The sequence below is a fragment of the Paraplanobispora siamensis genome (assembly GCF_016863175.1).
In the GTDB taxonomy this organism is placed as follows: Bacteria; Actinomycetota; Actinomycetes; order Streptosporangiales; family Streptosporangiaceae; genus Planobispora; species Planobispora siamensis.
This window is the reverse complement of the sequence record NZ_BOOJ01000053.1, coordinates 33,550-58,539: the sequence shown is the minus strand read 5'-3', so window position 1 is coordinate 58,539 and position 24,990 is coordinate 33,550. Positions and strand designations below refer to the sequence as shown.

The 24,990-nt window shown below is 72.4% G+C and carries 24 protein-coding genes; 13 read left to right on the top strand and 11 right to left on the bottom strand.

Annotation, left to right across the window (positions count from 1 at the left end; all coding sequences use genetic code 11):
• Window positions 1-98: 98 nt before the first annotated feature.
• The gene (locus Psi01_RS30635; protein ID WP_204067603.1) at window positions 99-695 is read right to left on the bottom strand and encodes a TetR/AcrR family transcriptional regulator; all 597 of its coding nucleotides are present in this window, start codon (window positions 693-695) and stop codon (window positions 99-101) included.
• 41 nt (window positions 696-736) lie between these two features.
• Here Psi01_RS30635 and Psi01_RS30630 point away from each other — a divergent pair, with 41 nt between their 5' ends.
• Window positions 737-1,909 (top strand): macrolide family glycosyltransferase, encoded by a 1,173-nt coding sequence (locus Psi01_RS30630; protein WP_204067602.1) that lies wholly within the window; start codon window positions 737-739, stop codon window positions 1,907-1,909.
• 181 nt (window positions 1,910-2,090) lie between these two features.
• On the opposite strand, the gene Psi01_RS30625 is transcribed toward Psi01_RS30630, so the two are convergent.
• The 5 genes from Psi01_RS30625 to Psi01_RS30605 all read right to left on the bottom strand — a co-directional run bounded on the left by Psi01_RS30625 (window position 2,091) and on the right by Psi01_RS30605 (window position 7,338).
• Window positions 2,091-3,719 (bottom strand): penicillin-binding transpeptidase domain-containing protein, encoded by a 1,629-nt coding sequence (locus Psi01_RS30625; RefSeq protein WP_204067601.1) that lies wholly within the window; start codon window positions 3,717-3,719, stop codon window positions 2,091-2,093.
• A gap of 201 nt (window positions 3,720-3,920) precedes the next feature.
• Window positions 3,921-4,571: a lysophospholipid acyltransferase family protein gene (locus tag Psi01_RS30620; RefSeq protein WP_204067600.1), complete on the bottom strand. Its 651-nt coding sequence runs from the start codon at window positions 4,569-4,571 to the stop codon at window positions 3,921-3,923.
• A 389-nt stretch (window positions 4,572-4,960) separates the two neighbouring features.
• Window positions 4,961-6,220, bottom strand: coding sequence for an RNA polymerase sigma factor (locus Psi01_RS30615; protein ID WP_204067599.1), 1,260 nt, complete (start codon window positions 6,218-6,220; stop codon window positions 4,961-4,963).
• Window positions 6,221-6,252: 32 nt separating this feature from the next.
• Window positions 6,253-6,597, bottom strand: a complete 345-nt coding sequence (locus Psi01_RS30610) for a YciI family protein (RefSeq protein ID WP_204067598.1) — start codon at window positions 6,595-6,597, stop codon at window positions 6,253-6,255.
• 111 nt (window positions 6,598-6,708) lie between these two features.
• The gene (locus Psi01_RS30605; protein ID WP_204067597.1) at window positions 6,709-7,338 is read right to left on the bottom strand and encodes a TetR family transcriptional regulator; all 630 of its coding nucleotides are present in this window, start codon (window positions 7,336-7,338) and stop codon (window positions 6,709-6,711) included.
• A gap of 190 nt (window positions 7,339-7,528) precedes the next feature.
• Between Psi01_RS30605 and Psi01_RS30600 the strand changes: the two genes are divergently transcribed.
• From Psi01_RS30600 to Psi01_RS30585, 4 genes are read left to right on the top strand one after another with little or no spacing between them, the layout of a single operon-like run.
• Window positions 7,529-9,178: an ABC transporter substrate-binding protein gene (locus Psi01_RS30600; RefSeq protein WP_204067596.1), complete on the top strand. Its 1,650-nt coding sequence runs from the start codon at window positions 7,529-7,531 to the stop codon at window positions 9,176-9,178.
• Window positions 9,175-10,110 carry an ABC transporter permease gene (locus tag Psi01_RS30595; RefSeq protein ID WP_204067595.1) on the top strand — a complete coding sequence of 312 codons (936 nt, stop codon included), beginning with the start codon at window positions 9,175-9,177 and terminating at the stop codon, window positions 10,108-10,110. Before Psi01_RS30600 ends, Psi01_RS30595 begins: the two co-directional genes overlap by 4 nt.
• Window positions 10,103-12,193 carry a dipeptide/oligopeptide/nickel ABC transporter permease/ATP-binding protein gene (locus Psi01_RS43595; protein WP_239128136.1) on the top strand — a complete coding sequence of 697 codons (2,091 nt, stop codon included), beginning with the start codon at window positions 10,103-10,105 and terminating at the stop codon, window positions 12,191-12,193. The genes Psi01_RS30595 and Psi01_RS43595 overlap by 8 nt, the downstream gene beginning before the upstream one ends.
• Complete coding sequence (locus Psi01_RS30585) at window positions 12,183-13,166, top strand: ABC transporter ATP-binding protein (RefSeq protein ID WP_204067594.1); 984 nt, start codon at window positions 12,183-12,185, stop codon at window positions 13,164-13,166. Before Psi01_RS43595 ends, Psi01_RS30585 begins: the two co-directional genes overlap by 11 nt.
• A gap of 10 nt (window positions 13,167-13,176) precedes the next feature.
• Here Psi01_RS30585 and Psi01_RS30580 read toward each other — a convergent pair whose 3' ends face one another.
• Window positions 13,177-14,151, bottom strand: a complete 975-nt coding sequence (locus tag Psi01_RS30580) for a tyrosine-type recombinase/integrase (protein ID WP_204067593.1) — start codon at window positions 14,149-14,151, stop codon at window positions 13,177-13,179.
• A gap of 109 nt (window positions 14,152-14,260) precedes the next feature.
• On the opposite strand from Psi01_RS30580, the gene Psi01_RS30575 reads away from it, so the two are divergent.
• Together Psi01_RS30575 and Psi01_RS30570 are read left to right on the top strand one after the other, a co-directional pair.
• Complete coding sequence (locus Psi01_RS30575; RefSeq protein ID WP_204067592.1) at window positions 14,261-14,806, top strand: MOSC domain-containing protein; 546 nt, start codon at window positions 14,261-14,263, stop codon at window positions 14,804-14,806.
• 134 nt (window positions 14,807-14,940) lie between these two features.
• Window positions 14,941-16,035 carry a winged helix DNA-binding domain-containing protein gene (locus Psi01_RS30570; protein ID WP_204067591.1) on the top strand — a complete coding sequence of 365 codons (1,095 nt, stop codon included), beginning with the start codon at window positions 14,941-14,943 and terminating at the stop codon, window positions 16,033-16,035.
• Window positions 16,036-16,081: 46 nt separating this feature from the next.
• Here the strand turns inward: Psi01_RS30570 and Psi01_RS30565 are convergent, their stop codons facing one another.
• Together Psi01_RS30565 and Psi01_RS30560 are read right to left on the bottom strand one after the other, a co-directional pair.
• Window positions 16,082-17,791 (bottom strand): ATP-binding protein, encoded by a 1,710-nt coding sequence (locus tag Psi01_RS30565; RefSeq protein WP_204067590.1) that lies wholly within the window; start codon window positions 17,789-17,791, stop codon window positions 16,082-16,084.
• The gene (locus Psi01_RS30560) at window positions 17,788-18,522 is read right to left on the bottom strand and encodes a response regulator transcription factor (protein ID WP_204067589.1); all 735 of its coding nucleotides are present in this window, start codon (window positions 18,520-18,522) and stop codon (window positions 17,788-17,790) included. The genes Psi01_RS30565 and Psi01_RS30560 overlap by 4 nt, the downstream gene beginning before the upstream one ends.
• Before the next feature lie 153 nt (window positions 18,523-18,675).
• On the opposite strand from Psi01_RS30560, the gene Psi01_RS30555 reads away from it, so the two are divergent.
• The 5 genes from Psi01_RS30555 (at window position 18,676) to Psi01_RS30535 (ending at window position 22,078) form a co-directional block, all read left to right on the top strand.
• Window positions 18,676-19,266 carry a GAF domain-containing protein gene (locus tag Psi01_RS30555; RefSeq protein ID WP_204067588.1) on the top strand — a complete coding sequence of 197 codons (591 nt, stop codon included), beginning with the start codon at window positions 18,676-18,678 and terminating at the stop codon, window positions 19,264-19,266.
• Between the two features lie 73 nt (window positions 19,267-19,339).
• Window positions 19,340-19,981, top strand: a complete 642-nt coding sequence (locus Psi01_RS30550) for a LysE family translocator (RefSeq protein ID WP_204067587.1) — start codon at window positions 19,340-19,342, stop codon at window positions 19,979-19,981.
• A 141-nt stretch (window positions 19,982-20,122) separates the two neighbouring features.
• A complete protein-coding gene (locus tag Psi01_RS30545; protein ID WP_204067586.1) occupies window positions 20,123-20,485 on the top strand; it encodes an STAS domain-containing protein in 363 nt (120 codons plus the stop codon).
• Between the two features lie 184 nt (window positions 20,486-20,669).
• On the top strand, window positions 20,670-21,062 hold the full coding sequence (locus tag Psi01_RS30540) for an ATP-binding protein (RefSeq protein ID WP_204067585.1): 393 nt from the start codon (window positions 20,670-20,672) through the stop codon (window positions 21,060-21,062).
• A 119-nt stretch (window positions 21,063-21,181) separates the two neighbouring features.
• Window positions 21,182-22,078: a GDSL-type esterase/lipase family protein gene (locus Psi01_RS30535; protein WP_239128135.1), complete on the top strand. Its 897-nt coding sequence runs from the start codon at window positions 21,182-21,184 to the stop codon at window positions 22,076-22,078.
• Between the two features lie 18 nt (window positions 22,079-22,096).
• Here the strand turns inward: Psi01_RS30535 and Psi01_RS30530 are convergent, their stop codons facing one another.
• A complete protein-coding gene (locus Psi01_RS30530; RefSeq protein WP_204067584.1) occupies window positions 22,097-22,981 on the bottom strand; it encodes a hypothetical protein in 885 nt (294 codons plus the stop codon).
• 198 nt (window positions 22,982-23,179) lie between these two features.
• Here Psi01_RS30530 and Psi01_RS30525 point away from each other — a divergent pair, with 198 nt between their 5' ends.
• Window positions 23,180-23,755 carry a MarR family winged helix-turn-helix transcriptional regulator gene (locus Psi01_RS30525; protein WP_204067583.1) on the top strand — a complete coding sequence of 192 codons (576 nt, stop codon included), beginning with the start codon at window positions 23,180-23,182 and terminating at the stop codon, window positions 23,753-23,755.
• A gap of 76 nt (window positions 23,756-23,831) precedes the next feature.
• Here Psi01_RS30525 and efeO read toward each other — a convergent pair whose 3' ends face one another.
• Window positions 23,832-24,977 carry an iron uptake system protein EfeO gene (gene efeO, locus Psi01_RS30520; protein ID WP_204067582.1) on the bottom strand — a complete coding sequence of 382 codons (1,146 nt, stop codon included), beginning with the start codon at window positions 24,975-24,977 and terminating at the stop codon, window positions 23,832-23,834.
• Window positions 24,978-24,990 lie beyond the last annotated feature (13 nt).

Here is a 24,990-nt window from a genome sequence, read left to right as displayed (position 1 = left end):
GTGATGCCGTGACGCTGTCCCTGTGACCGCCGTTCCCGCGATGGCGCGGCGCTGTCCCCGCGGCGGCGCGGCGCCCCGGGACCGGCCCGCCGGCGGGCCTACCGGGCCGCCAGCCGGTTCAGGTGGTAGCGCACGATCTCCACGGCCCGGCCGGGGTCGCGCACGCCGATCAGGATGTCGGAGGACAGGCCGTCGATCATGGCCAGCAGTGCGATCGACTCGCACTCGGCGTCCAGCTCGGGCCGTAGCTCGCCGGTGCCCTGGGCCTGGCGGATCAGCTCGGCGACGTGGTCGCGCACCCAGTCGTAGCCCTCGCGCAGGGGCTCGATCAGTTCCGGGAGGTCCGGGGCGCGGACGCCGAACGCCTGGGCGACCCGGCGCTCGGCCCGGCGGCGGGCGTCCAGCGGCAGGATCTCCACGGCCATGGCCTCCAGGAAGGAGAGCGCGGAGACGTCGCCGAGGTCGCCGACCCTGGTCATGATCCGTGCGGTGACCTGCTCGCCCAGGTGGCCGACCACGTGCCGGAGCAGCTCCTCCTTGCTGCGGAAGTAGTGCTGCACGGCTCCGAGCGAGATGCCCGCCTCGACGGCGATGTCGCGCAGTGTCGCGCGATCGGGCCCGTGGCGGCCCGCGATGCGCAGCACGGCCTCGGTGATGTGCCGGCGCCGTTCATCGTGATCAACTATTTTCGGCATACCCCTCCCTTTTTCATACCTGCGTATTATAATACGTAGGTATGGCAACCGTTGCGTTCTTCGCCCCCGTCGGCGCCGGGCACGTCAACCCCATGCTGGGGCTCGCCGCCGAGCTCGTACGGCGCGGCCACAGGGTCACCTACGCCACCACGGCGGCGTTCGCCGGACGCGTCGCCGAGACCGGCGCCGAAGTCGTCCCGGTCACCTCCACCTGGGAGGGGCGCGGTGACCTGAAGGTGCCGCAGATGCACGGCAGGGAACTCGTCCGGGCCATGGGCCTGCTGCTCGACGAGACGAAGGCGATGCTCGCGCAGCTGGAGGGCGGCGAGCGCCCCGACCTGGTGGTCCACGACGGCCCGATGTGCTGGTGGGGGCGGATCCTGGCCGGGCGGTGGGGGGTCCCCGCGGTGGAGACCTGGCCCAACCTGGTCAGCAACGAGCACTGGTCGATGAGTACGAAGTACACGACGGTCAACCCGCTGAGCCCGCGCTTCCTGCTCATGGCCGTCCGGCTGGGCCGCTTCCTGCGGGAGCAGGGGTTCGGCGGGCTGGAGGGCTTCATGCGGGGCGACACGGCCGCGCTCAGGCTGGTGATGCTGCCGCGCGCCTTCCAGTACGCCGGTGAGACCTTCACCGACCGCTACGCCTTCGTCGGCCCGGCCCTGTCCGAGCGCTCCTACCAGGGCGGGTGGAAACCCTCCGGAGATCTCCCGGTGGCGCTGGTCTCGCTCGGCACCGCCTACAACGACCGGCCCGACTTCTACCGCACCGTGCTGCGCGCGGCGGCGGACCGGCCCTGGCAGGTCGTCCTGGCCGTGGGCGAGATGGACCGGGAGGCGCTGGGACCGGTGCCGCCCAACGTCGAGGTGCACCGGCAGGCGCCGCAGCTCGCCGTGCTGCGGCACGCGCGGGCGTTCGTCACGCACGCCGGGATGGGCGGCACGATGGAGGGCCTGCACTTCGAGGTGCCGCTGGTCGCGGTGCCGCAGATGGCCGAGCAGCGGGCCAACGCCGACCGCATCGCCGAACTGGGCCTGGGCACGGTGCTGCCGCCGGAGGAGGTCACCGCGGAGAGGCTGTGGGGCGCCGTGGAGAGCGTGGCCGCCGACGAGCGCGTCCGCGAGCGGCTGGCCTGGATGCGGCGGGAGATGACGGCCGCGGGCGGGGCTCCGGTGGCGGCCGACGCGGTGGAGGAGATCCTCGCCGGCCGGTGACGTCTCTGCGGGGGCGTTCCGCGGTGGCGCGGCGGGAGCAGGGCCGTGACCCCGCTGGATCGAAGCCGGCGCGCCGAGTGGAGGACCGTGACCCGGGATCGGAGGCGACGCGGCGGGCGGAAGGCCGCGGTCAGCGTGGATCAAGGGTGACGTACCGGATGCGGGGCTGTGGTCCGGGTGGTCATCCCAGGGCGCGCAGGAAGTCCGCCGCCACCGGGGCGGCGACCGTACCGCCTCCCTCGCCCTCCTCGACGATCACCGCGAAGGCCAGGTCGTCCCGGTAGCCCATGAACCAGGCGTGGGTCTTCAGGTCGCCGGCCGGGCCGAACTCGGCGGTGCCGGTCTTGCCGCGGGTGCCGGACGGCAGGCCCGCGTCCTTGGCGGTGCCCTTGGTGACCACCGCCGACATCATCTGCCGCATCGCGGTCGTGACCCCCTCGGGCAGCTCCTGCGGCTCGTTGCGCTGCTCGATGGAGGGGACCAGGGTCGGCGGCCGCCAGGTGCCGTCGGCGAACGCGGCGGCGGCCGAGGCCATCAGCAGCGGGCTGGCGGTGATCCGCCCCTGGCCGAAGGACTCGGCGGCCAGCTCGGCGTCGCTCTCGGCGCGGGGGAAGCTCCCCTTGGCCACCGGGACGCCGATGCTGAGCTGCTTGTTGAAGCCGAACAGCTCCGCCGTGCGCACCAGCTCGTCGGCGTCCAGGTGCTCCTTGGTCAGCGGGGCGAAGGTGGTGTTGCACGAATGGGCGAAGGAGTCGGAGAAGGTGACCGAGCCGTAGGCCGAGTGGTTGGAGTTGCGGATCGGCAGGCCGCCGACATTGACGTCCTTGGGGCAGGTGACCCGGGAGCCGGGCTCCAGCCCGGCCTCCAGCAGGCCGACGGCGGTGATCGCCTTGAAGGTGGACCCGGGTGGGTAGGCGCCGTCCAGGGCGCGGTTGAAGCCGCCCCGGTTGTTGACCACCGACAGGATCTCGCCGGTGGAGGGCCTGATCACCACCATCGAGGCGGTCTGCTTCAGGTCGCGTACCGCGCTGACCGCGGCCCGGTGGACCCGCAGGTCCAGGGTGGTCTGCAGCGGCTCGCCCGCCTCGCCCTCGATCGTGCCGACGGTCTCGGCCTTCTTGTCGGAGCCGACGATCTGGATCTCGGTGCTGGGCGTGCCCGCCAGGCGCTGCTGGAAGGTCTCCTGCAGGCCGCCGCGGCCGACGGCGTCGCCTTTCTTGTAGGAGGATCCGAGCTTCTTGAGGTCCTTGTCCCCGGCCTTGTCCAGGAACCCGACGAGCTGCTGGATCGAGCCGCCGACGTCGGGGCCGTCGATGCGCTCGCCCTCGGCGGCGGTGATCGCCGCGCGCTGCGGCCATCTGGTCTTCAGCGCGAAGGAGGACCCCTGGGAGAACTCGGGGTGCACGGCCGCCGGCGACCACCTGACCCGCCAGTGCCGGTCGGCGACCGCCAGGTCCACGGTCCCGGAGTAGCTCCACTCGCCGACGTTCTTCAGCTTCAGCGTGGCGGTGTAGGCGGCCTGGGCGGTGTCGTCACCGGTCTCGCGCACCGAGTCCAGCCGTACGGCGGTGCTCTCCACCGCCCAGCCCTTGAGCATGTCCTGGTAGGCGCGGTCGAGGGCGGGGTCGGGCGCGGCCAGTTCGGCGCGCATGGCCGCCAGGTCGCCGCGCTGCCAGGCCTGCGTGAAGCGCTGCGCGGTCTCCTGGGGGGTGCCGCGGGTGTGCAGGTACCACCACGCACCCCCGCCGGCGGCCCCCGCCACCAGCGCGACGCTCACCGACGCGATCGCGATCGTCCTGCCGCTCGGCACTCGGCCACCCCCGTTCGTCCGGTCCGGCCCCCTGGACCGGCGCCCGCCGCGGCGGGCGCTCAGCGGACTCACCCTAGCGATCAATCGGACATATGTCAGGAAGAGCGCAATAAGCCCAGCAGCCCCTCGTCAGAGGAGACCGATCCGAGCGTACGGCCCGCGGGACCGGCCGGGGCGGGCTCCGGGAACAGCCGGGCGGGGTCAGCCGGTCCGGGTGCGGGCGGGGGCGTAGCTTCCGACGTACTCCTGTCCGGAGAGTTTCTGGATCGCCGTCATGATCTCGTCGGTCACCCGGCGCCGGTCGCGGGCGCTGGTCTCCGAGCCGGTGAACCTCAGAGGCTCGCCGATGCGCACCCCCACCCGGCCGAGCCGGGGGGTCGAGGCGCCGATCGGCAGGACCTTGTCGGTGCCGGACATGGCGACCGGGATCACCGGCGCCCCGGTGGCCAGGGCCAGCCAGGCGACCCCGACCTTGCCCCGGTAGAGGCGGCCGTCGGGGGAGCGGGTGCCCTCGGGGTAGATGCCGAACAGCCCGCCCTCCTTGAGCACCCGGGCGGCGGCGTCGAGCATGTCCTGGGCGGCGGTGGGGCTCTGCCGGTCGATGGGGATCTGGCCGGTGGCCCGCATCCACGCCGCGGTGACGGGGTTGCCGGTGAAGTACTCGGCCTTGGCGACGAAGCGCACCTGGCGGTGCAGCACCAGCGGCAGGAACGTGGAGTCGAGGACCGACAGGTGGTTGGAGGCCAGGATGGCCGGGCCCGAGTCGGGGACGTGCTCTGCTCCGGTGACCCTGGTCGGCCACAGAAGGTGCAGGAAGGGAGCGCTGACGACCTTGGTCAGGCGATAGAGCACGGGCTCTCCTCACGGGGCGGGTTCACCACATTAGGCGGTGCCCCGCGGACCGGCGGGTGTGCCCATTCGCACAAGAGGGGCCCCGGGGTTTGTAGGGCTCCTCCAAATTCATCCTCTATTTCTCCGACAACCAGAACAATCCGGTCAAAAGCATGCACCGAACGGCGGAGAGGAGAAAGGAGGCGGAGACGAGAGCGCCCCGCGAGGCGCGGGGCCTCGCGGGGCGGGAAGTCTAGGCCGATGTGGCGGTCGCCTCCTCGGCGAGAGGCACAACACGGCTCCAGCCGAACGGTATTCCGTGAAGGCGGTAATTTGCGGCCCGGGGGACACAAACCACATCGGCACGATGACTCTAACGGACGCAGGGGGGTGGTTATTCCACTTCCGGGTTACGGGTGTGCCCGGTGGGGACCGCCGGGACCCGTTTCCGGCCCGGTGGCGGACCCCGAGAGGTCCGCCCGGCGCGACAGCAGGAAGGCGCGTTCCGGGTCGGTGCCGACGGCCTCCAGAGCCCGGCCGTATGCCTCCAGCGCCTCCCGGTCACGGCCCAGCCGGCGCAGCAGTTCGGCCCGGGTGGCGTGCAGGAGATGGTGGCGGCCCAGCGCCCGGTCCAGCCCTTCCAGCAGTTCCAGGCCCGCCTGCGGCCCCTCGGCCTCGGCGACCGCCACCGCCCGGTTGAGCCGGACCACCGCCGATCCGGTGATCTGCTCCAGCGCGCCGTACAGCCGGGCGATGGCGGGCCAGTCGGTGTCCTCGGCGCGGTCGGCGGTCGCGTGCTCGGCGGCGATCGCCGCCTGCAGCAGGTAGGGGCCGGGCGGGCCGTACGGTGCCCTCCGCCGCAGCAGGGCGACCGCCTCGGCGATCTCCTCGCCGCGCCATCGCGAGCGGTCCTGGTCGGGCAGGCGGACCAGCTCGCCGGCGGGGCCCAGCCGGGCCTCGCGCCGGGCGTGGTGCAGCAGCATGAGCGCCAGCAGCCCGTCCACCTCCGCGTCGGCGGGCAGCAGTTCCCGGAGCATCCGGCCCAGGGCGATCGCCTCGGCGGCGAGGTCCTCGCGGATGAGCCGGTCCCCTCCGGTCGCGGCGTACCCCTCGGTGAAGATCAGGTAGATCACCGCCAGCACGCCGTCGCGGCGCTCGGCCAGCTCCGCCTCCGAGGGCACCCGGTACGGGATCCCGGCCTGGGCGATCTTCTTCTTGGCCCGGGTGATCCTGGCGGCCATGGTGGCCTCCGGGACCAGGAACAGCCGGGCGATCTCCCGCGTGGTCAGACCTCCCACGCAGCGCAGGGTCAGAGCCACCCGGGCGTCCGTGGACAGCGCCGGGTGGCAGCAGACGAAGATCAGCCGGAGCCGCTCGTCGGGGATGGCGGAGGGCGGCTCCGGCTCGTCCACGATCAGCAGCGGCAGCTTCCTGGCCACGACGGCGCCGTGCCGGAGCCGGTCCATGGCCCGCCTGCGCGCCGCGGTGAGCAGCCAGGCGGGCGGGTTGGCCGGTTCCGGCGGCCAGGCGGCGACCGCCGCGGCGAAGGCGTCCTGCAGGGACTCCTCGGCGAGATCCAGGTCGCGCAGCTCGGCGGTGAGCAGGGCCAGCAACCGCGCCCAGTGCTCCCGGTAGGCCCGCTCGGCCCCCGTCGCCCCGTCCCCCGCCATGGAGATCCCCGCATCCGCCCGCACGTGGAGACTCAGCCCTGGTACTCGACCACGGGGCGGATCTCCACGGTCCCCGAGGGGCAGGCCCTGGCGAACTCGATCGCCTCGTCCAGATCCCTGGCCTCCACGATGACGAACCCGCCGATCTGCTCGGTCGCCTCCGCGTAGGGGCCGTCAGTGATGATCACCTGGTCGCCGTCCTTCCTGACGACGGTGGCGCTGCCGGAGGGGGCCAGCTCCTCGCCGCCCCGGTCGGCGTTCCTGGACTTCAGCAGCCGGTCGAAGCGCTCCCAGCCGGCGAATACGGCCTCCCGCTCGGCCGGGCCGGCCTGCTCCCAGACCTTCTCGTCACCGACGGCCAGCAGCACGTACTTCATCGCGTGTCCCTTCCCTGTGCTCCACGCGCGCCCGGGCGGCGCGCGTGCCTCTATGACGTGCGACCCGCGCCGGAATCGACACCCCGCCGGAGGAATCTTCGCGGCGGGCCGTCAACCGGAGGTCTTCAGCGCGTGCATGCATCCCTTGGAGAAGGCCACCAGGACGTCGACGGTCTCCTCCACGTCGGGGTAGCGCCCCTCGATGTGCCCCAGCGCCATGGCGTTGGTCAGCGCGTTGAGCCCGTCGGCGACCATCTCCAGGCGGCGCCGGCCGCGCTCGTCGTCGGCGGCCCAGCCGAGGGCGGCCAGGTCGGCGGCCAGGTGGGCGCGGTAGACGGCGGCGGTCTCGGCCGCGAACCCCTGCAGCGGCGAGGACGGGTCGTGCCGGGCGCGCAGCTGGATGCGCAGCAGCTCCGGATGACGGCAGATGGCCTCCAGCGGGATGCGGAAGGTGTCGCGGTAGGGCTCCTCGTCGCTGGGCGTTTCGCCCGCCCGGCGCCGGGCCTCGCGCATGGAGGCGCGCAGCCGTTGCCCGCTCTCGACGGCCAGGGCCTTGAGCAGGTCCTGCATGTCCTTGAAGTGCACGTAGAAGCTCGACTGGGCGATCCCGGCCGCCTTGGCCACCTTGACCGTGGTGAGGCCGGCCTCCCCCTCCTCGTCGAGGATGGCCAGGGCGGAGCGGAGCAACCGGCGCCTGGTCCGGTCCTTGGCCTCACTCCTGGTGAGCGGTGTGCTCGTCACGGCCACTCCAATCCTGTGCGCCCGACTCTAGTGGCAGGTCCGCCGGCCCGGCCGCCGTGCTCTCCCGCTCCGAGGGAGGCGAAGGTCCCTCACATCCCGGCGGCAACAATCCACCGGGAACCCTTGTGAGAAATCTCACCGATAGTACTATCGGTGAAATTGCTCTCGGGGGCCACGGGAGAAGATGCCAATGAAGCGCTGGAAAATCTTTCTGCTGTCCCTGACGTCACTTTCCCTGTTCTCATCGGCGCTGGTCGCCTGCAGCGGGGAGCGGCCGACGGCCACCCAGGCCGGATCCCCTTCCGGCTCATCCTCCGGCGCCTCCTCGCCGGTCAAGGGCGGGCGCCTGGTCTACGGGCTCAGCGCCGACGCCGCCGGGCTCAACCCGGTCACCGACCAGTTCGCCTCGCAGAGCTACAGCATGGTCGGGACGATGGTCGAACCGCTGGTGAGCGTCGACGCGAGCGGGGCCTGGAAGCCGTACCTCGCCCAGTCCCTGACGCCCAACTCCAACAGTGACGAGTGGACGATCAAGGTGAGGAACGGGATCACCTTCTCCGACGGCACTCCGCTGAACGGCGAGGCGGTCAAGGCCAACCTTGAAGCGCAGAAGGCCTCCCCGCTCACCAGCTCGGTGTTCGGGCCGGTCGACTCCTTCGAGCTGGTCGACCCGATGACGGTGAAGGTCAAGCTCAAGCAGCCGTGGGTGGCCTTCCCCTACTATCTGGCCGCGCAGATCGGCATGGTGCTCGCGCCCGCCTCGCTGGCCGACCCCGAGGCCGCCAGCCGCAAGCCCATCGGCACCGGCCCGTTCACGCTCAAGGAGTACGTGCCCGACAGCCGCATGGTCGTGACCAGGAACCCGGGCTACTGGCGCAAGGGCCTGCCGTACCTCGACGAGCTCGAGTTCCGGATCCTGCCCGACAGCCAGACGCGCGCGCAGACCCTGGAGGCCGGCGGGCTGGACGCCATGGGCACCAGCCGCGACGAGGACGTGACCAAGTTCGGCGGGATGACCGACGCCTACAGCGTGCACAGGGCGCAGGGCATGGCCGTCCCCGAGTACATGTTCCTGCTCAACACCGCCGTCGCGCCCCTGGACGACGTCCGGGTCCGCAGGGCGCTGGCCCACGCCACCGACCGCAAGACGGTCATCTCCACCCTGCGCTCGGGGCTGACGGAGGAGGCCGACGGCCCCTGGTCGAAGGACTCGCCGTGGTACGCGCCCGGCGGCACCTATCCGGCCTACGACCTGGCCAAGGCCACCGCCCTGATCAAGGAGGTCGAGGCGGAGAAGGGCCCGGTCTCCTTCGAGCTGCTGTCCACCCCCGACCCCAACACCATGCAGGGCGTCGAGCTGGCCCAGGCCATGTGGCGCAAGGCCGGCGTGGACGTGACGATCAAGCAGGCCGACCAGGCCGACCTGATCAACCGCGCGGTCACCGGCAACTACAGCGCCACGGTGTGGACGCAGTTCTCCTCGCCCGACCCCGACGGCGAGTACATCTGGATGCACCAGAACTACGCCCAGCCCGTCGGCTCGGTCGCGCTCAACTTCACCCGCCTGAAGGACGCCCAGCTCAGCAACGCCCTCGACAGCGGCAGGAGCAACCCGCAGCCCGAGGCCCGCAAGGAGGCCTACGCGATCGTGCAGCAGCGGCTGCGCGAGCTCGTGCCGTTCGTGTTCATCGACCACCTCAACGTGGGCGCCATCGTGGCCAAGGCCAAGGTCCGGGGGATCGGCGAGCAGCTGCTGCCCGACGGCGAGAAGGGCCTGCCGCTGACCGGCTCGCCCATCCCGTACCACCCGTTCTCGCAGATCTGGGTAAACCAGCAGTGATCCTCCACCGGCTGGTCCGGCTCCTGGTGGTGCTGCTCGTCGTCACCTTCCTGTCGTTCGCCCTGCTCGCGCTGCTGCCGGGCGACCCGACCACCCAGATCCTGGGGGTCTCGGCGACGGAGGAGGCGCGCGCGCAGCTCCGCCAGGAGCTGGGCCTGGACGACCCGTTGTTCGTCCGCTACGCGGCCTGGCTGGGCGCCCTGTTCACCGGCGACCTCGGCACCTCCTACATCACCAGCGTCCCGGTGACCGAGGCCCTGGTCGAACGGCTCCCGGTCACGATCGAGCTGCTGATCGCGGCCGAGATCGTCGCGATCGGGCTCGCCGTGCCGATCGGCGTGGCGGCGGCCCGCAGGGCCGGCAGCACGACCGACCAGGCGCTGACCGCGCTGTGCTTCGGGCTGCTGTCGACCCCGGTGTTCGTGCTCGGCGTCCTGCTGATCCTGGTCTTCGCCGTGAAGTGGCAGGTCCTGCCCGCCACGGGATGGACCCCGATCTCGCTGGACCTCGGCTGGAACATCACCTCGGTGCTGCTGCCCGCCATCACGCTGGGCTGCGGGCAGCTGGCCGTCTACGCGCGGCTGCTGCGCGCCGACATGATCGCCACCCTGCAGGAGGACTACATCACCCTGGCCCGCGCCCGCGGCCTGTCGCCGCGGCGCATCCTGTGGCGGCACGCGCTGCGGCCCTCGGCGATCTCGCTGATCACCGCCATCGGGCTCAACCTCGGCGCCCTCGTCGGCGGCACGGTGATCATCGAGACGCTCTTCGGCCTGCCCGGCGTGGGCCGCCTCATCGTGGACTCCATCTTCTCCCGCGACTATCTGACGGTGCAGGGAGGCGTCGTGCTGATCTCGGTCGGCTACGTGCTGGTCAACTTCGCGGTGGACCTGGTCTACGCCGCGGTCGATCCCAGGATCCGGCATGCGTAGGCGCCTGGGTAAGGGTTTCTGGATCGCCTCGGGGTGGATCGGGCTGGTCCTGGCCGCCGCCGTGCTGGCCGACCTGCTCCCGCTGCCGGGCTACGACGAGACCCTGGTCGGGCCGCCGCAGGCCGGGCCGAGCCTGGCCCACCCCTTCGGCACCGACGGCCTGGGCCGCGACGTGTTCAGCCGTGTGGTGTACGGCGCGCGCGTCTCGCTCGGCGTGGGCATCGGCGCGGTCCTGCTCGGCCTGCTGATCGGCGCGCCCCTCGGCCTGCTGGCCGGATACCGGGGCAAGGCGACGGACGCGGTGATCATGGCGGTCAACGACATCGCGCTGGCCTTCCCCGCGCTGGTCTTCGCGCTGGCCGTGGTCGCCTTCGCCGGGGCGAACCTGCGCAACGTGCTCATCGTGCTGGGCGTGCTCGGCGTGCCCGCCTGGACCCGGCTGGTCCGCGGGACGACGATGGCGTTCGCGGGACGGGAGTTCGTGCTGGCGGCCCGCGCCCTGGGCGTGCGCGACCGCAGGATCCTGTGGCGCGAGATCGTGCCCAACGTGTCGGTGCCCGCGGCCTCCTACGCCTTCCTCGGGATGGCCGTGGTGATCGTGGCCGAGGGCAGCCTGGCCTTCCTCGGCCTGTCGGTGCAGGCGCCCACCCCCACCTGGGGCGGTCTCATCAACGAGGGCCGCACCATCATGGAGAACGCCCCCCATCTGGTGCTCGCGCCCGCGCTGGTGATGTTCCTGACCGTGCTGTCGTTCAACGTGGTCGGCGACAGGCTCAGGGCGCTGACCGACGTGCGCCAGAGCGGCCTGGAGCACGTACGGCGGGCCGCCGCGCAGCCGCTGCCGACGGCGCCCCACACCCCGGGCGGGCAGCTGCTGCAGGTGGCGGATCTGCGCACGCACTTCGTCACCGAGCGCGGCGTCGTCAAGGCCGTCGACGGGGTCTCCTTCACCCTGGAGCGGGGCAGGACTCTGGCCGTCGTCGGGGAGTCGGGTTCGGGCAAGTCCATGCTCATCCGCTCCATCCTCGACCTGCTGCCCGGCGCCGGGGTGGTCCGCGGCGGCAAGGTCTATCTCGACGGCGACGACCTGACCGGGTTCAGCCCGAAGGAGATGCGCCAGGTCCTGGGCACCCGGCTGGCCGCGGTCTTCCAGGACCCGATGACCGCGCTCAACCCGGTGCGCACCATCGGCACCCAGGTGGCCGAGCCGCTCCGGGTGCACCTCGGGCTGAGCGGGAAGCGGGCGCGGGCGCACGCCGCGGTGCTGCTGGCCTCGGTCGGCATCCCCGAGCCCGAGCGGGTGCTGCGCCGCTATCCGCACCAGCTGTCCGGCGGCATGCGCCAGCGCGTGACGATCGCGATGGCGCTGTCGTGCGGGCCCGACGTGCTGTTCGCCGACGAGCCGACCACCGCCCTGGACGTCACCGTGCAGGACCAGGTGCTGCGGCTGATCCACCGCCAGCGCCAGGAGCGGAACATGGCCACCGTGCTGGTCAGCCACGATCTGGCGGTGGTCGCCGAGTGGGCGGACGAGGTGATCGTGATGTACGCCGGCAAGGTGGTCGAGCGCGGACCGGCCGCCGACCTGTTCGAGCGGACCCGCATGCCGTACACCGAGGCCCTGCTGCAGTCGGTGCCCCGGCTGACCGACCCGGCCCACCACCGGCTGCGGGTCATCACCGGCCGCCCGCCCGACCTGGCCGCCCTGCCCTCGGGGTGCGCCTTCCACCCCCGCTGCCCCTACGCCCGCGAGCGCTGCGTCACCGAGGCGCCCCCGCTGTTCCAGGAGACCCGCGAGCACCTGTACGCCTGCTGGTACCCGCGGGGCACCGAGGCGGCGGTCGGCGACCCCGTGCCCGTCGCCCTGGGCGAGTCCGGACCCGCGGACCCCGTGCCCGTCGCCCTGGGCGAGTCCGGACCCGCGGCTCTCGGTGAACCGGCCGCCGGTCCCGTGCCCGCGGGCACGGACCGCAACGGCTCCGAGCCCGGCGGTCCCGAGCACAACGGGGCCGGAAGCGCCGGTCCGGACCTCAAGAGACCCGAACTCGCCGGACCCGAAGGAGCCGACAACCGTGGCAGGTAGCGGAAGCGCCCATCTCCGTCCCCCCGGCCAGGCGGTGCTCAGGGCCGAGGACCTCGTCGTGGAGTTCCCCGCCGGCCGCGGCCGCAGCGTGCGCGCGGTGTCCGGGGTCAGCTTCGACCTGCTGCCCGGCGAGACCCTCGGCATCGTCGGCGAGTCGGGCTGCGGCAAGTCGACCACCGCGCGGGCGCTGATGCAGCTGCCGCCGCCGCTGTCGGGCTCGGTCCGGCTGGACGGGGTCGAGCTGACCCGGCTGAAGGGCGAGGCGCTGCGCCGTACCCGGCGGCGGCTGCAGATGATCTTCCAGGACCCGATCTCGTCGCTGAACCCCCGCCGCCGGGTCCGCGACATCGTCGCGGAGGGGCCGCGGGTGTGGGGCGTCGGCGGCGACCGGGTGGACGAGATCCTGGAGGCCGTCGGGCTCGATCCGGACACCGCGGCCACCCGCCGGCCGCACGAGTTCTCCGGCGGGCAGTGCCAGCGCATCTCGATCGCCAGGGCCCTCGTGCTCGAACCCGAGGTGGTGATCTGCGACGAGCCGGTGTCGGCGCTGGACGTCTCGGTGCAGGCGCAGATCCTCGGCCTGCTGGAGGACCTCAAGGAGCGCTACCGGCTCACGCTGGTCTTCATCGCCCACGACCTGGCCGTGGTGAAGAACGTCAGCGACCGCATCCTGGTGATGTACCTGGGCAAGACCTGCGAGCTGGCCCCCGGCTCCGAGCTGGTCGAGCGGCCCGCCCACCCCTACACGCGGGCGCTGCTGGCCTCCATCCCGCGCAGCGGCCTCGGCCTGCCCCCGGCCGACCAGCTGATCAGCGGCGAGCCGCCCTCACCGGTCACCCCGCCCAGCGGATGCCGCTTCCGTACCCGCTGCCCGAAGGCCGCCCCCCGGTGCGCGCAGGAGGAACCCGAGATGCGGTCCCTCGGCGGGGACCGCTGGGTGGCCTGTCACTATCCGGAGGTGGAGACGGCCTGACCTCGGCGGTTCACAGCGGCCGGGAGGCCGGCAGGGTGATCCTGTCGACCGCCTCCCGGCGGCGCCGTTCGGGACGGCGGTCGTAGCGGGCCGTGGTCGCCGGGGAGGAGTGGCCCACCAGTGCCTGGGCGGTGGCCAGGTCCACGCCCGCGTCGAGCAGCTCGCCGATGAAGGTGCGCCGGAAGTCGTGGGGGGTGCGCGGCATGGCCCCGGCCTGGGCCATCCGCCGGGCCAGGATGTCGGCGACGGCCTGGCCCGTCATGGTCGCCGGGCGGCCGTCGCGCACGCGCAGGGAGCCGTGCCTGCCGATGGGGCAGAACAGCGCTCCGGCCGCGCGGCCGCGCACCGCCAGCCACCGCTCCAGCCGGCCCACGGCCTGGGTGGTCAGATAGACCATCCGCTCCTTGTCGCGCTTGCCGCGCACCCGCAGCGAGCGCGCCCCGGGGTCGTAGTCGGCCAGCGTCAGCCCGGCGATCTCGGCGCGGCGGCAGCCGGTGGAGTAGAGCACGGCCAGCAGCGCGGCGTCGCGGGCCCCGGCGGGGGAGTCGTCGCCGTCGCAGGCGGCCAGGGCCGCCCCCACGACCTCCGGCGGGACGTGCTGGCCGGTGGGCAGGCGCGTGTGCTCGACGGTGGGCAGGTCGGCGGCGCGCTGGTAGTCCTCGGCGGTCATCTGGCCCAGCCGCCAGGCCTCGCGCAGCACCCGGCGCAGCGCGACCAGGTGCTTGTTGACGTAGGCGGGCGACCAGCCGCGCTCGGTCATCAGGGCGCGCATGCGCACGGTGTGCTCATAGCGCAGCAGGTGCCAGGGCTGGCCCGCGCCACCGGCGTCGTCGTCCCCGGTGATGAGCGCGGCCAGGCGGTCCAGGCAGCCCCTCATGGTGCGCCGGGACTCGGCGCTGGTGAGGGAGTCGAGATAGACCCGGTAGGGGTCGCGTGCGGGCTCGACGGCGGGGCCGGGCGCGTGGGGAACGGCGGGCAGGCTCACCTCGCCGATCTTACCGCCTACTGCGGATCTACAACGTAAAGGCGCTGGACAGGATCCGAAACCGCCCGGATAGGATCATCATCCCGGCACCGAGAGAAAGCGGTCGTCCATGGCGGAGGCGATGGTGGCGGCGGTCAGCCGCAGCGGTTCGCACACCTTCAGCAAGTACGGCGAGGCGGGCATCCGGCTGGTGGCGGGCCTGGGAGTGGAGGGGGACGCGCACTCCGGCACGACGGTGAGGCACCGCTCGCGGGTGGCGCAGGATCCGACCCAGCCCAACCTGCGCCAGGTCCACCTGATCCACTCCGAGCTCCACGAGGAGCTGCAGGCCGCCGGGTTCGAGGTGAAGGCCGGAGAGCTGGGCGAGAATGTGACGACGCGGGGGCTCGACGTGCTGGCCCTTCCGACCGGCACGCTGCTGCGGCTGGGCGAGGAGGCGGTGGTCGAGGTGACGGGCCTGCGCAACCCGTGCGCCCAGATCGACGGGTTCCAGCCGGGCCTGCTCAAGCAGGTGGTGGGGCGCGACGACTCCGGCCGGCTGGTGCGCAAGGCCGGGATCATGGGCGTGGTGGTGACCGGCGGGCTGGTGCGCCCGGGCGACGCGATCCGGGTGGAGCTCCCGCCCCCGCCTCACCGGCCGCTGGACCGGGTCTGAGCCGCCGCGAGCCCGCACACGACCGTTCCGTGCGGCCGCCCGATCACCCGACGCGCACGACCGTCCCGTACAGTCTCCGGACCGCATGACGCGCACGACCGTCCCGTGCGGCCGCCCGATCACGTGAGAGACCCATGCCCGAGGTTCTGAGCCGCCGCGCCCTCAACAGGGCCACCCTCGACCGCCAGCTGCTGCTCACCCGCGGCGCCGTACCCGCCCTGGAGGCGGTCCGGCGCCTGTACGGCATGCAGGCCCAGGCGCCGAATCCGCCCTATCTCGGACTGTGGAGCCGCCTGGACGGGTTCGCCCACGAGGACCTGTCCGGGCTGCTGCAGGACCGCCGGGCGGTACGGCTGTCGCTGATGCGCTCCACCATCCACCTGGTCACCGCCGAGGACGGCCTGGCGCTCCGCGCGCTGCTGCAGCCGATGATGGACCGGTCCCTGCGGGGGTCGTTCGGCAGGGGGCTGGCGGGGCTGGACCTGGCCGAGGTCGCCGCCGCCGGGCGGGCCCTGGTGGAGGAGTGCCCGCTCACCTTCAGGGAGCTGGGCAAGCTGTTGGCCGAGCGGTGGCCCGACCGCGACCCCGCCGACCTGGTCAGGGGCGTCAGGCAGACGGTCCCGCTGGTCCAGGTGCCGCCGCGGGGCATCTGGGGGGTGGGCGGCCAGCCGGCGCACACGAGCCTGGAGGCGTGGCTTGGCCGGCCGCTGGACGCCTCGGCCCGCCCGCAGGAGATGGTCCGGCGCTACCTGGCGGCCTACGGCCCGGCCACGGTGATGGACATCCAGCAGTGGGCGGGCCTGACCAGGCTGGGGGAGGTGGTGCGGGAGATGGACCTGCGCGCGTCCGTCACCGAGGACGGCGCGCAGGTGCTCGACCTGCCGGACGCGGCGCTGCCGGACCCCGACGTCCCGGCCCCGGTGCGCTATCTGGCGGAGTTCGACAACATGCTGCTGTCCTTCGCCGAGCGCACCCGCACCCGGATCATGGATGACGAGTATCGCGGGCGGGTCTTCACGGTCAACGGGATCATCAAGGCGACGGTGCTGGTGGACGGGTTCGTCCGGGGCCTGTGGCGGGTGAGCGCGCAACGGCGCGAGGCGGTGCTGGAGGTGGAGCTGTTCGCGCCGGTGACGGCCGCGCAGCGGGCCGAGCTGGAGGCGGAGGGCATGCGGATGCTGGACTTCGCCGCCGCCTCGGCGCAGAAGCGGGAACTGCGGTTCGTCTGAACGCTCCGGGCGGGCGCGGCAGGCGAGAGGGGCCGCGAGACCCGCCCTAACGCGGCAGCCGGTCCGTCCAGCGGTGCAGCAGGTCCTCCAGGTCGGAGATGGCCACCGGTTTGGTCAGGTGGACGTCGAAACCGGCCCGCAGAGCGGCGGAGTGGTCGCTCTCCCGGCCGAGGCCCGACACGGCCACTATCAGGGGCGGCAGGCGCTCCGACGGCAGCAGGAGCAGCCGGCGGGCGACCTCGTGGCCGCTGACGTCGGGCAGGCTCAGGTCGCACAGCACCAGGTCGAAGCGGTGCTCGCGGGCGGCGGACACCGCCTCGCGGCCGGTGCCGGCGGTCACCACGGTGTCGCCGCGCCGTTCCAGCAGTTCCTGGTAGGTGAAGGCCAGATCGGCGTTGTCCTCGACCACCAGGACGCGCAGCGGATTCCTGTGACGTGCCGGGTGGCCGGCCCGGTGCGCCGCGGGCCGGTGGCGGGCCGGGGCCAGGGGGAGACTGATGGAGAAACGCGCCCCGGTGCCGGGGCCGTCGCTGTGCGCGGAGACGGCCCCGCCGTGCAGTTCGGCGATGCTGCGCACGATCGGCAGGCCGAGGCCGAGGCCGACGGTGCCCGTGGGGACGTCCTCGGAGTCGGCGGCGATGGGCCGGGTGAACATCTCGAACAGCGAGTCGGCGGTGGCGGGGTCGAACCCGAAGCCGTCGTCCGACACGGTCAGGATCGCCTCCTTCTCGGTGCAGAGGAGTTCGACGTCCACTTCCCCGCCGGGCCGGGTGTACTTCACGGCGTTGCCGAGCAGGTTGCCCAGCAGCTGGGCCAGCCGGACGCGGTCCCCGCGGACCGGCACGGGCCGCTGCGGCACAGTGGTCTCCACCCGCCGTTCGGCCTGCGCGTACTCCAGGCGCATGTCGCGGACGGCGGCGGTGACCACGCTCCGCAGGTCCAGGTCCTCCGGGACCATCCGCAGCCCGCCGCTCAGCGCCTGGCTGGAGTCGAGCAGGTCGTCGGCTATCCGGGTCAGGGCCTCGACCTGCCGGCGCAGCACCTCCAGGGCGGGGTGTCCGGAGATGTCCAGGGCGAGCAGCTCGCCGGCCGCCTGGATCGCGGCCAGCGGGTTGCGCAGCTCGTGGGAGAGGGTGGCGATGAAGCGGTCCTTGCCCTGCTGCTGCTCCATCAGTTTGCGGCCGGCCGTGGACAGGCGCAGGTTGGCCTCGCGCAGCTGCTGGTTGAGGTCCTGCAGCTCCCGGCCGCGGGCGATCAGGTCGCTCTCCATGCGGTCGGCCCGTTCGAGCCGGTCGGCGTCGGTCCGGTCGCGGCACCCGGCCCGGCGCAGGCGCACGAACTCGGTGACGTTCTCCACCCGGTGGATGATGTGGCGGACCCGCCCGGCCTCGTCCAGCACCGGGGTGTTGACCGGGCTCCAGTAGCGCTCTTCGTACGGCCCGTCCGGGCCGGTCCTGACGTCATAGCGTTGCAGCGCCATGGTGTCGGGGCGGCCGGTCTCCAGCACGGTCAGCAGGGAGCGGGCCAGGTTGGCCCTGCCGTCGGCGGAGACGTCGTCCGGGTGTCCGGGGAACAGGTCCAGGATCGGCCTGCCGACGATCTGCTCCCGCTCGGTGAGGAACTCCGCGAGATAGGCCCGGTTGACCGCGGCGACGACCAGGTCGGTGTCCAGGATCACGCAGGGCGTGGGGGCCGCGTCGAACAGCCGCGCGTAGTCGGGGTCCCCGCCGGGTCCGCCGGCGCCGGCCGGCCTCATCCGTCCAGCCGGTAGCCGTAGCCGCGCACGGTGGTGATCCGCGGCGTGGTGACCCCGTGCGCGGAGAGCTTGCGGCGCAGCCGGTAGACGTGCTCGGCCACGGTCGAGGGGTCCTGCCAGCCGGGCATCGCCTGCCACACCTGGTTCAGCAGCTGCTCGGGGGAGAAGGTGCGGCCGGGGGCGGAGGCCAGGAACTCCAGCAGCGCGTACTCCCGGGGGGCGAGGTCGAGCGACACGTCGCCGGCGTGGGCCTGGCGGGCGCCGGTGTCGACGGACAGCTCGCCGATCCTGATCACCGGGACGGACTCGGCCGGCTGCACCCTCCGCAGCACCGCCCGGATCCTGGAGGCCAGCTCCCGCTGGAAGAACGGTTTGACCACGTAGTCGTCGGCGCCCAGCTCCAGCCCGATCACCCGGTCGGTCTCCTCACCGCGCCCCGTCACGATGATCACCGGGATGCGGCTGGTCCGGCGCAGGGACCGCAGTACCTCCAGCCCGTTGCCGTCCGGCAACCCCAGGTCCAGCACGACCAGATCGGCGTCGCCCCGGCCGGCCTCGGCCAGCCCGCCGCGCCCGTCGGCCGCGTGCACCACGCGGAAACCCTCGTGTTCCAGGCAGGCGCGCGACATCGCGGCGAGGTCGGTCTCGTCTTCGATCAGCACGATCAGCGGGCGGTACGGGGGCTGCGGTGTGCCCGGGGCGCCCGCTGTGGGGGAAGCGGGGGTGCGCAATGTTGATCCAGTGTTGAACGGACATGGAAAGCGCGGCCAAATCAGCAAGATATCACTGGAATCGCGGTAGAACGATCCAACGCTTACCGGCTTGTGCAACCGAATCTGATGAAGGGCGGCACCGCGAGAGGAAGCCGGACGAGGGGGGATGGGGTGAACATCCGCGAGCAGAGCGCGCGGCGCGTCTTCATGGAACTGGCGGACACGTTCGTGGAAGGCTTCGATCTCGGCGCCTTCCTGGACACCTTGGCGCGGCGCTGCGCGGGTCTGCCCGGCGTGGCCGCCTGCGGGCTGCTGCTGGCCGGCCGGGGTGGGACCCCGGCCGCGGTGGGCGCCTGCGGCGAGCCGGTCCGGGCGCTGGGGTGGCGGCAGCTGCGTGACCGGGAGGGGCCGGGCGTGGACTGCTTCCGTAGCGGGCAGCCGGTGTCCTGCCTGGACCTGGAGCGCGCCGCGGCCTGGTGGCCGGCTTTCGCGCCCGCCGCCCGCGAGGCGGGATTCGCCGCGGTGCACACCGTGCCGATGCGGCTGCGCGCCGACGTCATCGGGGCGGTGAGCCTGTTCCGCCAAGACCCCGGCGCCCCGGCCGCCGAGACGCTGGGCTCGGCGCGGGAGATGATCGACGTGGCCACCATCGGCCTCGTCCATGAGCGCATCCTGCGGGAGAAGAAGCTGCTCGCCGAGCGGCTCCGGGCGCAGCTCGACGGCCGGCCCCGGGCAGGGGTGATCGACCGGCCGTCCTTCTGAGGCCGTTGTCCTCTAAGGCCATTCAAGGGAATTGGCTGTTTTCCGGGCCGGGGAAAAGGGCGAGGATGCCCTCATGATCTCTGTCAGCGCGTTCCTCGGCATGGCGGCGGTGGCCCTCGGGATGGTCCTCACCCCGGGCCCCAACATGATCTATCTGGTGTCGAGGTCGGTGACGCAGGGACGCAGGGCCGGCCTGATCTCCCTGGGCGGCGTCGCGGCGGGGTTCGCCGTCTACCTCCTGGCCGCGGTCGCCGGGATCACGGTGCTCTTCGCCGCGGTGCCGGCCGCCTACACCGCGCTCAAGCTCGCCGGCGCGGTCTACCTGCTCTGGCTCGCCTGGCAGGCGGTACGGCCGGGCGCGCCGCCCGTCCTGGAACCCGGGAGGCTGCCGGTCGACCGGCCGCGCAGGCTCTTCTCCATGGGGCTGGTCACCAACCTGCTCAACCCGAAGATCGCGATCCTGTACGTGTCGCTGCTGCCCCAGTTCGTCGATCCGGCCCGGGGAGACGTCGCGCTGCAGAGCCTTCTGCTGGGTCTGACCCAGATCACCGTGGCCCTTTCGGTCAACGCGGTGATCGTGCTGACCGCCGGGTCGGTGGCCGCACTCCTCGGCGGCCGGCCGCTGTGGGCACGCGTGCAGCGGTACCTGATGGGCACGGTGCTGGGCGGGCTGGCCGTACGGGTCGCCGCCGACCCCGGCCCGTCCGGCGGGTGATGACCGTAACGGGTGCCCCTGCGGGGCGGAACGTGACACTCTGGAGGCAGCGAGCAACGACTTCGTGGCATCGGCGGCCCTCAGCCGCCGGTCGGTCGTGCCGCGGCACGGGATGACCGTGTCCGAAGACGGAGGTGTCCGGTGACCGTCGCCGTTGAGCTCGTCGTCCGCCCGGACGCCTCCCTGGAGCGGGTGGCGGTCCTGGGCCTGGCCGGTGAGCTGGACTACACCAACGCCGAACAGCTGCGGCAGGACATCGTCGAGGCGTTGCCGCCCACCAGCCGCGATCTCATCGTGGACCTGGCGCACCTGACCTTCTGCGACTCGACCGGGATCAGGGTCTTCCTGGCGCTGCGCAAGCTGGCCGACGAGCGCGGCGGCGTCGTCGCCCTCACCGACCTGCAGCCCCGCCTGACCAGGATCTTCCGTACGACGGGCCTGTCGCACTTCTTCGCCGTGCTGCCCAGCGTCGCCGACGCCGCCGACCTGCTCCGGTCGCGATGAGGCGCCCGCCCCTTGGAGGAACCCGCCGGTGCGCCGGAAGATCCGCGCCGATGGTGATAATTCCGCGCCGAACGGGCAGAGTAGCCCGCGTTGTGCCGTTCATCGGGAACGGCACGCTTCTGCCAGGTGATCCGGTGCGCCCCCCGGTACCGGCCGGAGGAGAAGACCAGCAGGGGGGTTCGTCATGACCGGCATCAACGATCGGCACTGGCCGATCACCACTGACCTCGGAGCTCTGCGAGGGCACGTCTACTCCCACGCGGCCATGGCGGGACTCAGCGGTGAGCGTCTGGACAACCTGCTCATCGCCGCCAACGAGGCCGCGATCAACGTGCTCGAGCACGGCGGGGGACACGGGACCCTGTCGATGCGGAGGGACGGTTCCTATCTCACCGTCGAGGTGGCCGACAGCGTCGGCAAGCTGAGTCCCCAGGACGCGCTCCGCTCCCGCCCGGCCACGGGCGCCTCCAGGGGGTTCGGGCTGTGGCTGATGGGGGAGCTGTGCGACCAGGTCGACATCCACCAGGACGACGAGGGCTCGCGGGTGTGCCTGAGCATGCGCCTGAACGGTCCGTGAGTCCGGCGGAGTGATTCTTACTGGCGAGTCATTAATATGTGAGGCCGACTTGTAAATCTTGCCACGCGGGCTGACATTCTGAGCATCGAGCCGATCGGGGGACGACCCCAGGAGGCCTCATGAATGTCCCGCGCCGTCCCCTCACCCTCCTCGCGGCGCTCATCACGGGTGCCGTTCTCGTCTCGGTTCCGGCCGCGCCCGCATCGGCGGCGACCGTGCCCGGCTCCGCCATGACCGTCTCCACGGCGTCCGTCCCCACGGTGCCCGTCTCCGCCGGGACCGCGACGTCCATCGGGGCGATGGCCTCGCTGGGGGACTCCATCACCCGGGGGTTCAACGCCTGCGGCTTCTACGTCGACTGCCCGTCCAGATCGTGGTCGACCGGGTCCAACCAGACCGTCAACAGCCACTATCTGCGCCTGCGGGCCGCCGAGCCCTCCCTGGTCGCCCACAACGACGCCAGATCCGGCGCCAAGGTCGCCGACCTGCCCGGCCAGGCCGAGCTGGCCGTCTCCCAGGGAGCCGGCTACGTCACGATCCTGATGGGCGCCAACGACGCCTGCACCTCCTCGGAGGCGTCCATGACCACGGTGGCCGCCTTCGAGGCCGCGTTCCGTACGGCGATGCGGACGCTCACCACCGGCCTGCCCACCGCGTCGATCTTCGTCTCCAGCATCCCCGACATCAGGCGGCTGTGGGAGGTCGGCAGGAACAGCTCCTCCGCCCGCACGGCCTGGGCGGCCCTCGGGATCTGCCAGTCGATGCTGGCCAGGCCGCGCTCCACCGACCAGGCCGACGTCGACCGGCGCGAGCGCGTGCACCAGAGGGTGGCCGAGTTCAACGCGGTGATGGCCCGGGTCTGCGAGGAGCAGGCCACCTGCCGCCACGACGGCGGCGCCGTCTTCGGCTATCCGTTCACGCTGTCGCACCTGAGCCGCTGGGACTACTTCCACCCCAGCACCGCCGGGCAGAGGCTCCTGGCGGAGGTGACCTATCCGGCCGTCCCCGTCCTGTGATCCGGAATCGGGCGGACCTCAGTCCTTCTTCTTGCCCGCCCTCCGCTCCGGTGACTTCTTCGCCGGCTTCTCCGGTTTCTCCGTCGTCTTCGCCGTCTCCTCCGCCGGGGCCTCAGACGAGGCCTCGGGCGGGGCCGCCGGCGGAGGCGCCGAGGGCGTGGCGAACTTGAAGATGCCCTCCAGCAGGCGGCCGTACGCGCCGGCGCCGGGGATCACGTCACAGTAGGGATAGGTCCATCCGGTCATGGGGATGGCGCCGCAGACCTCCGTCCCGGCCGGCGGGACCACGGGGACGGAGGGCGGGTGCGGTCCGACCGCACCGGTGCCTATGCCGGTGGAGGGCCGTGCGCGGGGCGTGACGGCGGCCTTCGCCCGCGCCGCCCGCTTGGCGGCCGCCCGCTTGGCCCGGGCCTGCCGGCGCGCCTGGAGATCCCGGGACCGGTCCCGGCCCTCCTGCGCGCGGGGAACGGGCGCCGGGGCCGTGGGTCCCCGCCACAGGCCGCTCTGGGGCACGTCGGGACGGTCGCGGCCGGCCGCGTCGCGCCCCTGCCGCACGAGGGCCTTGTCGGCGCGGCGGCGTGCCGGAGAGTCCCCGCCGGCCCGGCGGCCGGACCCGGCCCGCACCCGCGGGGGTTCCAGGGTGAGCGCGAGCGCGTGCGCGCCGTAGGGCCGCTGGAGCTCGACCCCGGTGGGAGCGTCGCCTGAGGATCCGCGGGAGAGGCTCTCGCCGGATTCCACGGTGAACGCACCGGCCACCGCGGCGGCGGCGACCAGCGCCGCGCAGACGGTCATGTACGGCCGCCAGTCGCGTGTCCTGGTGGCCCAGGTCACGGCGGCGGGCTCGTCTGGATGAGGACGCCCATCGGGAGCGGGGTCCGCCGTGACGGGATCGTCGTTCTGCATCCGGCCTCCTCGATCGCCACTCTGTGTAATCAGTGTGTCACCATCTCGGGTGAATAGATGCGATCTCTGCGGCGCGTCGTGTGCTCTCCGTGCGCGGACGGGCTCATCCCGTGCGCGGTGCGAAGGTCGGCCCCCGGTCAAGGAGTAGGGTTCCTCATTGACAGTCAAAATCATTGATCGGTTGTTGCGGAGACGGTCATGGAGAACGGCGCGGGCGAGCAGGCGCCTCCCGACCTCGGGATGCTGGTCGGCCAGCTGATGTTCTCCGTGCAGCAGGAGCTGTTCGAGACCCTGGCCCGGCAGGGGCACCCCCACGTCCGGCCCCGGCACGGGACGGTGCTGGCCTATCTGGCCCCGGATGGCGTACGGGCCACCGAGCTGTCCCGGCGCTCCGGCCAGCACAAGCAGATCATCGGCAACATCGTCGACGAACTGGTCGAGCTGGGATACGTCCGCCGCGAGCCCGACCCGCGCGACCGCCGGGCCAAGCTGATCGTCCCCACCGAGCACGGGATCGACGAGATCGCCAAGGCCCACGCCATCCTGGCGGGCATCGAGCGGCGCCACCGGCGGGCCCTGGGCGAGGAGGCCTACGCCGCCTTCAAGAACGCCTTCCAGGAGGTCGCCCGCCTCCAGCGGGCCTGGCGCCGCTCCACCGAGGAAGTCCCACCGCAGGAGGATCCCTCCGAGCGCCGGTCCGCCGAGGAGGCCTCGCCGCAGGCGGCTCCTCCCCGGGACGTCCCGCCGGAGGCCGCCGCCTCCGCGACCGGCTGACCGCCGGGGCTTTCCGCCCCTTTCCGCAAGGATTACCCGGAAGGCCGGTCCGCGCAGTGGCGGACCGGCCCCCGGGTCACTTGGTGACGACGGCGGCGACCTGGCTGATCGGCTCGGCCAGTGCGTTGATCGTGTCGGACAGCTTCTTCAGCTCCGCCTCCGACAGCTCGTTGTGCAGCCGCCAGCCGTCGCCTTTGCGGTGCTCGCCCAGGGCGGCCTCGGCGGCGGCGAACTTCTCGTCGAGCGTCTTGACCAGATCGGGCGCGCGCTTCTCCAGGACCGGGCGCAGCGACTGGACGGCGGCCCGGGAGCCCTGCAGGTTGGCGTCGAAGTCCCACAGGTCGGTGTGCGACCAGATGTCCTCCTCGCCGGTGATCTTCCCGGTGGCCACCTCGTCGAGCAGTTCCTTGGCGCCGTTGGCGAGCTGGACGGGGGACAGCTCCGCGGCGTTGGCCTTGTCGACGATCGTCTTGACGTCGGTCATGAGCTTGTCGGCGATCGGGCCGTCCCCGGAGACGTCCTTGGTGATCCACAGGTCCTTCTCGATCCGGTGGAAGCCGGTCCACTCCTGGCCTTCCTCCAGGTCGGCCTCCCGCGCGTCGATGGCGGGGTCGAGGTCGCCGAAGATCTCGGCGACCGGCTCGATCCGCTCCCAGTAGGTGCGCGAGACCGGGTAGAGGGTCTTGGCCTTGTCGATGTCACCGGCCTTGACGGCGTCGACGAACTCCTGGGTCTTGACGAGCAGGGTGCCGCTCTGCGACTTGACGTAACGCTTGTAGCCGGCCGTCGCGGCGGCCAGCTCGGCGTCCTCGGTCAGGGGCTTGTGCTGGCCGGTGGCCTTCAGCGGGGTGCGGATGCCCTTGCCGATCATGCCGGGCTTGCAGGCGGCCTCGTAGCCGCCGGGCGGCAGTTCGACGATGAGCTCGCGGGTCAGGCCCGGGACGATGTTCTCCACCTCGCCCATGACCCGGTCTCCCGGCGCGTAGACGTAGAACTCGGTGACCTTGGAGCCGTTGTTGGTGACCGCGAAGGTCGAGGTGCCGGCGTTGACCTCGCTGACCGCGACCTTGCACTCGGTGTCACCGGCGGCGACGGAGATCTTGCCGTCCTCGGCGGGGCTCGCGCCGCCGTTCGCGGCGCCGCCCGGCTGGGACTCGCCCGAGCAGGCGGACAGCGCGACCAGGACAAGTCCCGCGGCGGTGAGGGCGATGGGGGTGCGCATGATTCTCCTGTTT